We start from the raw sequence: 12,028 nt of genomic DNA on the forward strand, positions 1-12,028 counted from the left end.
CCGCACCGACCGCTCCGCACGTGACCGCTCCGCAACCGATCGCTCCGCACCTGACCGCTCCGCAACCGATCGCTCCGCATCTGACCCGTCCGCATCTGACCCGCCCGCATCTGACCCGCCCGCATCTGACCCGTCCGCACCTGACCCTCCAGCACCTGACCCCTCAGCACCGCCACCCTGCCTGCCGCGACCCTCGCCCCACGGGCCCGGCGCGGAACCGGGGTGCGCGACCCGTTCACCCCCGCAGAGCTGCCGCTCGGTCGTCAGATCATGTCGGCGAACGCCGGCAGGTCGGGCGTCAGCGCCAGACCAGAGATGTCACCCCAGGCGAGCCGCAGAGCATCCACTGCTCGTACCGTCTCGGCGGGCGACTTGTTGATGGGCAGGCGCAGAAACCGCTCGAAGGCCCCGTCGAGGCCGAAGCGCGGGCCGGCGGTCACGAGCAGGCCGCGGGTACGGGCCGCCAGCGTGAGCTGCGAGCTCGCCGCCCGCCCGAGGTTCACCCACGCGCAGAGCCCGCCGTCGACGTGGGGCATGCTCCACTCGGGAAGCGACTCGGCCACCGCGGTGCGCAGGGCATCGCGGCCGGCGAGCAGGTCGGCGCGGCGCAGCGGCAGCAGTTCGGCCGTTCGCCGCACCAGCTCGGTGGTGACGAGCTGCTCGAAGACCGGCGTGCCGATGTCGCTCGATGAGCGGGTCGCGAGCAGGCGACGGATGATCGGCCGCGACGCCCTGATCCAGCCGATACGCAACCCGCCCCAGAACGTCTTGCTGGCCGACCCCAGCGTGATGACGTCGCCGAACGCGGCGAACGGCGAGAACTCGCCGGGGGTGCCGCGGTCGATGTCGAGCTCGGCGGTGGTCTCGTCGATGACGAGCATGGTTGCCGACCGCTCGGCCGCGGCGGCGAGCCGGCGGCGCAGGTCGTTCGTCATCGAGGCACCCGTGGGGTTCTGGAAGTCGGGCATCAGATACGCGAGCGTGGGCGCGGTTCGCTCGAGCGCCTGGAACAGCGCCTCCTCGTGCCACCCGCCCGCGCTCGCCCGCTCTGCGGGGGCCGAGCTGTGGGCGCCCGCGCCCGCCCGCTCTGCGAGGGCCGAGCCGTGGGGTGCCGTTCCATCCGGCGCATCCGGCGCAACCAGCGGAGACGGGGCATTCGGCGCGTCCGGCGCCCCCGGGCCGTCTGTGCCATGGCCATCCGGCGCCTCCGTCGACGCGACCACTGAGACCGGCACGAGTCGCGCTCCGGCAGCGAACAGGGTGTCGGCGGCGTGCGGGTACGTCGGAGTCTCGATCACCACCCGGTCGCCGCGCATCAGCATCGTACGGGCCACCAGGGTCAGCGCCTGCAGCGCGCCGCTCGTCACCATGATCTCGTCGGCATCGGTCGGCACACCGCGCTCGGTGTACCGATCGGCGATCGCCTGACGCAACTGCGGCAGCCCCAGCGGCTCGTAGCCGAGCGTCGCCAGGAACGGGCCGATCTGCTGCGCGGCCGACCGCATCGCCTCGTCGACCCCGGCGACGGCGGGCAGTGCCGCCTGGGTGAAGTTGATCATCCCGCCTGCCTCGCGCGCCTCCGTCGGCGCCGCCGCAGGGTTCTTCGCGACGCTGCCCGACCCGCGCACGCTTTCGAGGTACCCGGATGCCCGGAGCTCGGCATAGGCGGCCCCGATGGTGCTGCGGCTCAGGTTCAGCCGCTGCGACAGCTCACGTTCGGCGGGCAGTCCGCTGCCGCCCGGGATGCGCCCGTCGGAGATGAGCAGGCCGATGCGGTCGGCGAGGGAGCGGTAGGCGCTGCCGTCAGATCTCCAGTCGCCGAGCATGCCGTCGAGGGCCCGGGCGGAGAGGTGAAGTGCGCTCATCGGACCAGTCTACGGAGATTGGTCTGTTGACGCCATGCCAATTCTGCAATTGGATGGTGATTGGCTCGCAAGGCGGGCCGAAGATGAGTGAAGTGGAGTGAGCGTGATGGTGTTCCTGATAATCGTCGGGGTGATCGGACTGGCCGGCATTGGGGCGTGCCTGCACGCCGTGGCCACCGACGGGTACGGCCGCGCCCGCACCCGCGGCGCCTTCTTCCTGCGCACCGAGTTCGACTACGCCGAGTTCCACGCCCAGGCTTCGCCCGGTGTCCGCGAGGCGGCGCCGTCGGCCGAGAGCACTGCCGGCGCACCGGCTGCGGCGGCCGAAGTCGACTTCCTGGCGGTGCCTAGTCGCTCCGACGATCTCGCCGTGGCGGAGGCGGCCAGCTTGGCGCAGTCGTTCGAAAACTATCCGACCTCAATCGCAGCGCGAACCGGCGACCGCAGCGAGGAGCGCGCTGCCACCAACGGAGACGCGCGCACGGTCGGCAGCGCCGGCGCGGAGGCTGCCGCGTGAGCGCCGCGCGCCGCCGGCCGTTCGCGCAGGTCGACGTGTTCTCGGGCGAGGCGTACCGGGGCAACCCGCTCGCGGTGGTGCTCGACGGGGAGGGCGTCGACGACGCCGATCTGGCTCGGTTCGCCAACTGGACCAACCTCTCCGAGACCACCTTCGTGCTGCCGCCCACCGACGCGGGCGCGGCGGCCGGCGCCGACTACCGCGTTCGCATCTTCACGCCCGTGCGCGAGCTTCCGTTCGCCGGGCATCCCACCCTCGGAACCGCCCACGCGTGGCTCGAGGCCGGCGGCATACCCCGCACCGAAGCCCAGATCGTGCAGGAGTGCGCAATTGGTATGGTGCCAATTCGTCGCACCGGGTCTCGACTCGCCTTCGGCGCCCCACCCCTGCGTCGCAGCGGTCCGGTCGACCCCGCCGATCTCGCCCGCTTCGCCGCAGCACTCCGCCTGAGCGTCGACGACATCGTCGACGCCAACTGGATCGACAACGGCCCGCACTGGGTGGGCCTGCTGCTGCGCTCGGCCGAGGCCGTGCTCGCCGTCGAACCCGACGGGGTGCTGCTGGGCGACTCCGACATCGGTGTGGTGGGGCCGTATCCGGCCGATGCGACCTCTGCCGGGCATCCGCAGTTCGAGGTGCGCGGCTTCGCCGGAGGCGCAGGCGTCACAGAAGACCCGGTCACCGGCAGCCTCAACGCGGGTCTCGCCCAATGGATGATCGGGGCCGGGTACGCTCCGGCCAGCTACCTCGCGGCGCAGGGCTCCCGCCTCGGTCGCGCCGGTCGCATCCACATCGAGCAGACCGCGGCCCAGGTCTGGGTCGGCGGAGACAGCGTCACCTGCAGCTCGGGCACGGTGCTGCTCTGACCCGCGCCATCGATTCACGTGTTCGGGTGGGTCAGGCGGGCGACTACCCACCCGAACACGTAAATCGATCGGCGTAGGCGGGGCGTGCGATGATGATGCGGTGACACCCGAGCATCCCGACAGCGTGCCCACCCGGGTTCGGCGCTGGCCCACCGTGGTGCTCTCGATCGTCGCCTCGGTCGCGCTCGTCGCCGCCGGTCTGCTGGCCGCATCCGCTCTCATTCTCGCCCGCGCCCCCTCGGCCACCTCGCTCGGCGACGCGAAACAGGGCATCTGGAGCAGCGTCACCCTGTCGCAGCCCGCCGCGAATGGCGACGGCTCGCCCTACCAGATCTACGTCAAACCGGGTTCGAGCCAGAACCTGATGATCTTCTTCGGCGACGGCGGTCTCAACTGGAGCGACGAGAGCGCCACCCAGCCCGTCACCTTCTCGTCGAGCGTCTTCGGCGGCGGCAACTTCTACTCGCCGAACGTGCCGTTCTACATCGCCAACACGTTCGGCGGAATGCTGTCGACCGAGTCGCGCAACCCGTTCCGCGACTTCACCAGCGTGTACATTCCGACGACCACGGGCGACCTGGGCATCGGCGACGGCACGGCCAGCTTTCGCACCGACGACGGCAAGACGGTGACGTCGGAGTTCAACGGCTACAACAACACCTCTGCCGCGCTCGCCTGGGTCTACGCCAACGTCGCCGACCCCGCGAAGGTGCTGGTCGCGGGATCCGGCACGGGCGGGCTGACCGCGGCGTTCTGGCTCTCGCCCGTGGGCGACCACTACGCCGATGCGCCGCTGTACGAGTACTCCGACAGCGCGTACTACGCGGCCGCCGACCTGGCCTACGTGATCGACCCGGTGTGGCACGCCCAGTTCGAGAACCGGTTCGGCTACAGCCTCACCGGTACGCCACTGAAAGACGCGGTGACCTTCAACACCGCCCGCTACGGCGACCGGCTGACGACCCTGGTGTCGCAGTCTCTGCTCGACAAGACGAACGCCGCGTTCTCGGCCGACCTCGACGACAACTCGTACTCGCTGCAGACGGGCGGCGACTGGAACTATGGCATGAAACAGACCCTGCGCACCATGCTGAAGGCCGACCAGCCGCCGCAGCTGTTCCTCACCGACTTCGGGGCCAACCGCTGGGGCGAGACGCAGCACATCCTCGCCCCGAGCCCGGCGTTCTGGGCGGCCAGCGAAGACGGAGTGACGCTCGACGCCTTTCTCTCGCGCGCGGTCATCGACGGGCATCCGGTGTCGGCCGGGGTCGGGTACCTCACGCAGTAGTTTCGACGGAGTGGTTGACTGGGGTGATGGATGCCGCACCCACCTACACCGACGACTTCGCCCGGTTCATCACCGCCTCGCCCTCGTCGTACCACGCGATCGCCGAGGTCGCCCGGCAGCTCGCCGAGGCCGGTTTCGTGCAGCTGCTCGAGACCGACGAGTGGCCGGCCGGTGCGGGCTCGAGCCCCACGGCAGAACGCGGCGCGGCGGCCGAGGCAGCGGGTGTCTCTGCGGGGCCGGCCGGTGCGGCATCCGGAGCCGGGTTCTACGTCATCCGCGACGGAGCACTCATCGCCTGGTTCGTGCCGGCGGCCGCCGGCCCGACGTCACCGTTCCGTATCGTGGGGGCGCACACCGATTCGCCCGGCTTCAAACTGAAGCCGAAGCCCACGATCGGCGCCTACGGCTGGCTGCAGGCGGGCGTGGAGGTATACGGCGGCCCGCTCGTGAACTCGTGGCTCGACCGTGAACTCGAGTTCGCCGGCCGCATCGTCACGCGGGGTGGAGACGAGCACCTGGTGCGCACCGGGCCGTTCGCGCGCATTCCGCAGCTGGCGATCCACCTCGACCGCGACGCCAACAACGGCCTCACCCTCGACCGGCAGCGTCACACCAGCCCTGTCTTCGGCGTGGGCGATCTCGCGCACACCGACCTCGTCGACCATCTCGCCGGGCTCGCGGGAGTGACCGGACTCACCGGCGCGGATGTCGCGGGCTACGACATTCTCACCGCCGACACGGCCGCGCCGCAGCGGTTCGGCCTCGACGGCGCCCTGTTCGCGGCCGGCCGCATGGACAACCTCACCTCGGTGTTCGCGGGCCTGCGCGCGCTGCTCGAGGTCGCGGGGGCGGCTGAGGGCTCTGGGGCGCCGGCGCCCACCATCAGCGTGCTCGCGGCGTTCGACCACGAGGAGCTCGGCTCGCAGTCGCGGTCGGGGGCGAGCGGGCCCCTGCTCGACGATGTGCTCACCCGCATCTCGGCAGGGCTCGGCGCGACCACCGAGCAGCGGCTTCGTGCCTACGCCGGGTCGTGGTGCCTCTCGGCCGATGCGGGGCACGGCGTGCATCCCAACTACCCGGAGAAGCACGACCCGGCGAACCGCCCTGTTCTGGGCGGCGGGCCGCTGCTCAAGATCAACGCCAACCAGCGCTACGCCACCGACGCCCCGGGCGCCGGGCTGTGGGCGGCGGCGTGCGCCCAGGCCGGCGTTGCCTACCAGGAGTTCGTGTCGAACAACGACGTTCCGTGCGGGTCGACCATCGGGCCCCTCACGGCCACCCGCCTCGGTATTCGCACCGTCGACGTCGGCACGCCCCTGCTCTCGATGCACTCCGCCCGCGAGCTCGCCCACGTCGACGACCTGCCGGCCCTCGCGGCGGCGGCCGCGGCCTTCTTCGCGCCGGCCGCGTAGCGCGGCCGTCGTCCGCCGCGCCCGCCAGCCGCCGCGCCCCGCCAGCCGCCGCGCCCCGCCAGCCGCCGCGCCCCGCCACCCGCCCCGCACCCGTCTACCCACCCGACCTGCCGCGGTGCGCCGAAATGTCCCCGTTTATGTGGACTGTGCATGCGGATGCATCGACGTACCCTGAGCTGCGGACAACCGAGGGCCGCAGTGGCAGGGTGAGGATGAACGACCAACGGGCCGGCTTCAGGCGCTATCTGCCCCAGCTGCTGACGATCACGGTGTTCGTCGCCGTCGGCATCGCCGCCTACCTCTTCTTCGTACCGAGCTGATCATCCCGTACGAGATCGCACACGATCTGCCCAACGCGGGCATCCATCGGGTTAGGCTTACCTAACAGACGAAGGAAGATCCGCCGATGAATTCACCCGATCCACGACTGTCAGAACGCACCGATGACCGCCCCGCCGGTGACTCACGGAGCAGCCAGCCCGGCAGCCCGGCCGACCGCCACGCCGGCAGCCAGCCCGACCGCCAGACCGACCGCCAGACCGACCGCCACGCCGGCAGCCAGACCGGCAGCCACGCCGGCGGCCAGGCCGGCCGCCCGCCGCGCCCCGCCCGCCCGCAGATCACGCTCGACGTGCTGCGTCGCGAGCACCTCAGCCCCCACCTCGTGCGCATCACCCTCGGCGGCCCCGGGTTCGCCGCCTTCGAGGCGAAGCCCGTCACCGACATGTACGTCAAGATCGTCTTCGCGAAGCCCAAGCTCGGCCTCAGCCGCCCTTATGACCTGGCCGCCCTGCGCGAGACGCTCGCCCCCGAAGACCTGCCGGTCACCCGCACCTACACCGTTCGTTCGGTCGACCACGAGGCGCAGACGCTCTCGATCGACTTCGTCGTGCACGGCGATGCGGGCCTGGCCGGCCCGTGGGCGAACACGGCCGAACCCGGCGACCAACTCACGTTCTCCGGCCCCGGCGGCGCCTTCGCGCCCGATGCCGATGCCGCGTGGTACCTGTTCGCGGGCGACCTGTCGGCCCTGCCCGCCATAGCGGCGGCCCTCGAGGTGCTGCCCGACCGGGCATCCGGCGTCGCCTTCATCGAAGCCCGAGACGAGGCCGACGTCATCGAGTTGACGGCTCCGTCGGGCATCGAGATCAGCTGGGTGTTCAGCCGCGACGCCGAACCCGGAACGTCGACGGTGCTCGCCGACGCGGTCGCCGCCGCGGAGTGGCCGGATGCTCGGGGCCAGTTCTTCGCGCACGGAGAGCGTTCGGCGATGAAGTCGCTGCGAGACCTGCTGCGAGAGCGCGGCGTCACGCGCGACCAACTCTCGCTGTCGGGATACTGGGCCGCGGGCCGCACCGAAGACCGCTTTCAGGCCGAGAAGCGCGAGCCGATCGGGTTCATCGCGCCAGTGTCCGACTGACGTCGCTTCGACGATTTGTATGCAGGTAACTGTACAGTTTCCTGCATAAATGGTAGCGTAGCCGCCATGAGCGATCAACCGACACCAGACGCCGGCGAGCTGCGGGCCGTGCTCGGCCAGCTGATGCGCAAGCTCCGTTCGAAGTCTGAGTTCGGCGACTACACCCACTCGCAGGCCGCGGTTCTGACGCGCCTCGAGCGCGATGGCCCCGCCACCATCAGTGACCTCGCGCGGGCCGAAGGGGTGCGGCCGCAGTCGATGGCCGCGACGATCGCCGCGCTCACCGAGGCCGGGTACGTCGAGGGCACCGCTGATCAGAACGACGGGCGTAAGACCCTGCAGTCACTCACGGCGCACGCGCGCAGCCTGGTCGCGAGCGGCCGCCTGGCCAAAGAAGACTGGCTGATCAAGACGATCAGAACCACCCTCGACGCCGACGAGCAGCGCCTGCTGGCGTCAAGCGTGCCGCTGCTGCGCCGCCTCGCCGAGTCGCCCTGACGCGCTGATCGCCCGCGTCGGCGTGCCGACCGGGTGCGTCCGAATGACCCACCCAAGGAGCCCCACCATGCCCATCACCACCCTCGACGACCGCACCGCGCTGATCGTCGTCGACCTTCAACGTGGAGTGGCCGGAATCGCCGCCGCCGTGCATCCCATCGCCGAGGTCGTGGCGCGCTCGGTCGCCCTCGCCGAGGCGTTCCGCGAACGGGGCCTGCCCGTGGTGCTGGTCAACGTCAACGGACGCCCACCGGGCCGCACCGACCGCGGCCCGGCCTCCACCGCGCCGATTCCCGACGAGTACGTCGAACTCATGGCCGACCTCGACCGCCGGCCCGACGACATCATCGTCACCAAGCAGACCCCCAGCGCCTTCGCCAACACCGGCCTCAACGAGACCCTCCGCGGGCTCGGCGTCACGCAGGTCGTCGTCACCGGCGTCTCGACGAGCAACGGCGCCGAGGCGACCGCGCGCGACGCCCACGAGCTCGGCTACCACGTGACGGTGGCGACGGATGCCGTGACCGACTCGAGCGCCGAAGCGCACGAGTACAGCGTGGCCAACGTCTTTCCGCGCATCGCCGAGACCGGCACGACCGACGACATTATCGCCGTGCTCGCCGCACCGCGCCAGTGACCGCCCCGGGCGCGCCGTCGGGTTCAGCGGGTTCGGCGACACCCCGCGACGCGGTCGCCATCGCCGCGTCGATTCCGCCCGCCCTCGAGGCCCCCTCCGCCCGGGCCACCGCCGCCGCGGCGGCTGCCACGACCACCCCGGCGGCCGCCGCCGAGGCTGCCGCCCCTGAGGCCCCCACCCCCACGCCGGCTGCCACGACCACCCCGGCGGCCGCCGCCGTGGCCACCGCCCCTGCACCGGCCACCGCCATGCCCCACGCCGCGAAACCCTTCGGCTGGCGGTTCACCACCCCGCTGCTGCTCGGCTCCACCCTCAACCCGATCAACTCGTCGATGATCGCCACCGGCCTCGTCGCCATCGGGCTCGACTTCCACACCGGCCCCGGCCAGACCGCCACGCTCATCTCGGTGCTCTACCTCTGCAGCGCCATCATGCAGCCGACCATGGGCAAACTCTCGACCCTGTTCGGGCCGCGCCGCGTGTTTCTCGGGGGCATCCTGATTCTGCTCGCCGCCGGAATCATCGGCACTCTCGCGCCCGCCTTCGGCTTTCTGGTGCTCTCGCGCGCCCTCATCGGCGTCGGAACGTCGGCCGCCTACCCCACAGCCATGGCGCTCGTGCGTCGGCGTGCCGACAGCGTCGGGATGGGTGTGCCCAGCCGCGTGCTCGGCAACTTCTCGATCGCCTCGCAGATCACGACAGTGTTCGGCTTGCCGCTCGGCGGTGTGCTCGCGGGAGCCTTCGGCTGGCGGGCCCTGTTCTTCGTCAATATTCCGCTCGCGGTGGTGACGTTCGTGCTGACCCTCGTGGGTGTGGCGAAGGATGACCGGGGCGCACGCCAGCCGGGCCGGCATCTTGTGCGCGCGCTCGACCTGCCGGGCATCCTGCTGTTCGCCGGTGCAGTCGCCGGCCTGCTGGTGCTGCTGGCGAGCGTGGCGGCGCCGATCTGGTGGCTCATTCCCGCGGTCGTCGTGCTGATCGCGGGCCTGCTGCTCTGGGAGCGACGCGCCTCGAGCCCCCTCATCGACGTCAGGATGCTCGCCGCCAACGGCCCCCTGCAGAGAACGTATCTGCGGCAGACCCTGGTGTCGCTCGGAATCTACTCCACCCTCTACGGCACCAGCCAGTGGATGGAGCAGAGCGCCGGCCTCTCACCCACTGAGGTCGGGCTCGTGCTGCTGCCGCTCTCGGGCCTCAGCATCGTGCTCGCGCGGGTGATCTCGGGGCGGGCCTGGGTGCTGCTGCCGCTCGTGCTGGCCGGGGTGGCGCTGGTGCTGACCGGGGGAGTGATGCTGTTCATCACCTCGCAGTCGGGCATTCTGGTGCTCATCGGCATGTCGCTGCTGCTCGGCTTCGTGAACGGCCTCGGCGGATTTGCGAACCAGGCTGCGCTCTACACGCAGGCCCCCGCCGCCGAGATCGCCGTCGCCTCGGGCCTGTACCGCACGTTCGCGTACTTCGGCGCGATCTTCTCGTCGAGCCTCATCGCCATCGCCTTCGGCTCGGCGGCTAGCGACGCCGGCCTGCACGTGCTCGCCTGGGTGCTCGGCAGCCTCGGCCTCGCCGTGGTGCTGCTGGCGGCTTTCGACCGCGCGATCCCGCGCGTCGCGGCCCGGTAGGCCCGGTTTGGCCCGGTAGGCCCGGTTTGGCCCGGTAGCCGCACCCGCTGCTGCCCGTGAGCGCGCCGCCGGGGCGGGCGGGCGGCTGGCAGGATGGAACCATGCAGACTGCGCGCCACATCTGGGTCGGAACCTACACCGCCGACTCCGGCCGCGACGGCGTCGGCATCGGCGCCCTCACCCTGCACGCCGACACCCCCGCCCACGCCAGCTCTTCCGTCAGCGGCGCTGCCGCCGCCGACAGCTCCATCGGCACCGCCGCCTCTGATGATGCCGACACCGGGGCAGCCGACGCCGGGGCAGCCGACGCCGGGGCAGCGGACACCGGGGCAGCCGACGCCGGGGCAGCCGACACTGGGGCAGCGGACACTGGGGCAGCGGACACTGGGGCAGCCGACACTGAGCCGGGCCTCACCAACGCCGAGGGGACGCCCGGCGCGGGCGTCGAGTGGCTGGGGCGTGCCGTCGACGCTCCGTCGCCGTCGTTCCTCGCGGTGCATCCGTCGCTGCCGATCGTCTACGCGGTCGCCGAGCGGGCCGAGACTGTCGCGGCCTATCGCCGCCCGGCCGCGTCGGCTGCTTCGGCCACGTCGGCCGCTTCGGCCGCTTCGGCCGGCTCGACCATCCTCGGTTCGACCACCCCCGAACCGGCGATCCCTGGTTCGGCCATGACCGCCCCCGACGGTGCGCCGCAGCTGGAGCCGTTCGGCGAACCGTGGCCCGCAGGCGCCGCCGTGTGCCATGTCGCCGTCGACCCGCGGGGGCAGTTCCTCACGGCGACCTGCTGGGGTGACGGACGGGTGCTGCTCTACGAGCTCGCCCCCGACGGGGCCATCGTCAGCCGCCACGAAGCACAGGCGGCGACCGACCCGCACGCCGCCGAAGCGGCCGCAGGCTCCGAGGCCGACACTGCCGCGATGCTCCTACGCACCGGATTCGCGCCCCGAACATCGCGGGCCCACTGCAGCCTCATCCTACCCGACGCACGCATCATGACCACCGACCTCGGCTACGACCTGGTGCGCGTCTGGAACTTCGTGCCCGGCACCGGCCTCACCCTCGACCACGAGCTCACACTGCCCTTCTGGTCGGGCCCCCGCCACCTCATCTCCCACCCCAACGGCTCCGTGCTTGTCATCACCGAGTACTCCGTCGATGTCGTCGTGCTCACTCCGCGCCCAGCCGCCGCCACGGCCCCCACGTCGCCCGCATCCCCATCGTTCGAGGTCACGGAGGTCGCCCGAACTCCCACGTCGGCAGAACCCCCAGCCTTCGATGTGGCCCAAAACGGCCGGACGGCCACGGCCTCCGGGCTGCCGCCCTTCGAGGTGGCGCAGATCACCTCCGCCACACTTCGCGGCCCACGAACGCTCGACGCCGGCGCCGAACTCGCTCTGTCGGCCGACGGCCGGTTCGTCTACGCCACCGTGCGTAGCTCGAACACCGTGAGCACGCTGCGAGTGGATGCCCGGGGCCACGTTCATGCGCTCGCCGATCACCCGAGCGGAGGAGACTGGCCGCGGCACCACCTCGTACAGGGCCTCTCGCTGCTGATCGCCCACGAACGCTCGAGCCAGATCACGCTCTTTGCCCTGCACCCGACGTCGGGCCTCCCGACGGGCCCGCTGAAGACCCTCGCCGTGGAGGCGCCCACCGCCCTCATCCCCGCCTGAACCAGGCCGTCGGCGCGCGACCGCCCGCCCGACCAACCGCTCGACCGACCAACGCTCGACCGACCAACCAACCGAGCAACCGCCCAAACGACTGACCCCCGCCACCTCGAGTGAGGCGCGGGGATCAGGTGTGTGTGGCGCGTGCCTCACGGCTGCGCCGGTCAGCCTCGGGGGCGCGACCGGACGGTGGCTGCGCCGGTCAGCCTCGGGGGCGCGACCGGACGGTGGCTGCG

Annotated in this window: 10 protein-coding genes; 9 read left to right on the forward strand and 1 reads right to left on the reverse strand. The window is 71.5% G+C overall.

Annotation, left to right across the window (positions count from 1 at the left end):
- Positions 1-263: 263 nt before the first annotated feature.
- Positions 264-1,865 carry an aminotransferase-like domain-containing protein gene (locus V3W46_RS04515; RefSeq protein ID WP_331781890.1) on the reverse strand — a complete coding sequence of 534 codons (1,602 nt, stop codon included), beginning with the start codon at positions 1,863-1,865 and terminating at the stop codon, positions 264-266.
- A gap of 97 nt (positions 1,866-1,962) precedes the next feature.
- On the opposite strand from V3W46_RS04515, the gene V3W46_RS04520 reads away from it, so the two are divergent.
- The 9 genes from V3W46_RS04520 (at position 1,963) to V3W46_RS04560 (ending at position 11,795) form a co-directional block, all read left to right on the forward strand.
- The gene (locus V3W46_RS04520) at positions 1,963-2,382 is read left to right on the forward strand and encodes a hypothetical protein (RefSeq protein WP_331781891.1); all 420 of its coding nucleotides are present in this window, start codon (positions 1,963-1,965) and stop codon (positions 2,380-2,382) included.
- A complete protein-coding gene (locus V3W46_RS04525) occupies positions 2,379-3,248 on the forward strand; it encodes a PhzF family phenazine biosynthesis protein (RefSeq protein WP_331781892.1) in 870 nt (289 codons plus the stop codon). The genes V3W46_RS04520 and V3W46_RS04525 overlap by 4 nt, the downstream gene beginning before the upstream one ends.
- A 100-nt stretch (positions 3,249-3,348) precedes the next feature.
- The gene (locus V3W46_RS04530) at positions 3,349-4,536 is read left to right on the forward strand and encodes a hypothetical protein (RefSeq protein WP_331781893.1); all 1,188 of its coding nucleotides are present in this window, start codon (positions 3,349-3,351) and stop codon (positions 4,534-4,536) included.
- 26 nt (positions 4,537-4,562) lie between these two features.
- Positions 4,563-5,948: a M18 family aminopeptidase gene (locus tag V3W46_RS04535; protein WP_331781894.1), complete on the forward strand. Its 1,386-nt coding sequence runs from the start codon at positions 4,563-4,565 to the stop codon at positions 5,946-5,948.
- Positions 5,949-6,354: 406 nt separating this feature from the next.
- Entirely contained in the window at positions 6,355-7,368 is a 1,014-nt protein-coding gene (locus V3W46_RS04540) for a siderophore-interacting protein (protein WP_331781895.1), read from the forward strand.
- Between the two features lie 66 nt (positions 7,369-7,434).
- A complete protein-coding gene (locus tag V3W46_RS04545) occupies positions 7,435-7,866 on the forward strand; it encodes a MarR family winged helix-turn-helix transcriptional regulator (RefSeq protein ID WP_331781896.1) in 432 nt (143 codons plus the stop codon).
- 67 nt (positions 7,867-7,933) lie between these two features.
- Positions 7,934-8,503: an isochorismatase family protein gene (locus tag V3W46_RS04550; protein ID WP_331781897.1), complete on the forward strand. Its 570-nt coding sequence runs from the start codon at positions 7,934-7,936 to the stop codon at positions 8,501-8,503.
- The gene (locus V3W46_RS04555; protein WP_331781898.1) at positions 8,500-10,122 is read left to right on the forward strand and encodes an MFS transporter; all 1,623 of its coding nucleotides are present in this window, start codon (positions 8,500-8,502) and stop codon (positions 10,120-10,122) included. The genes V3W46_RS04550 and V3W46_RS04555 overlap by 4 nt, the downstream gene beginning before the upstream one ends.
- A gap of 101 nt (positions 10,123-10,223) precedes the next feature.
- Entirely contained in the window at positions 10,224-11,795 is a 1,572-nt protein-coding gene (locus V3W46_RS04560; protein WP_443069925.1) for a lactonase family protein, read from the forward strand.
- The last annotated feature ends 233 nt before the right edge of the window (positions 11,796-12,028 follow it).

Source organism: Subtercola sp. YIM 133946 (assembly GCF_036553535.1).
Classification (GTDB): domain Bacteria; phylum Actinomycetota; class Actinomycetes; order Actinomycetales; family Microbacteriaceae; genus Subtercola.

Coding starts and splice junctions, on each gene's coding strand:
- V3W46_RS04515 (WP_331781890.1), bottom strand. CDS start 1,865: ATGAGCGCACTTCACCTCTCCGCCCGGGCCCTCGACGGCATGCTCGGC.
- V3W46_RS04535 (WP_331781894.1), top strand. CDS start 4,563: ATGGATGCCGCACCCACCTACACCGACGACTTCGCCCGGTTCATCACC.
- V3W46_RS04540 (WP_331781895.1), top strand. CDS start 6,355: ATGAATTCACCCGATCCACGACTGTCAGAACGCACCGATGACCGCCCC.
- V3W46_RS04545 (WP_331781896.1), top strand. CDS start 7,435: ATGAGCGATCAACCGACACCAGACGCCGGCGAGCTGCGGGCCGTGCTC.
- V3W46_RS04550 (WP_331781897.1), top strand. CDS start 7,934: ATGCCCATCACCACCCTCGACGACCGCACCGCGCTGATCGTCGTCGAC.
- V3W46_RS04560 (WP_443069925.1), top strand. CDS start 10,224: ATGCAGACTGCGCGCCACATCTGGGTCGGAACCTACACCGCCGACTCC.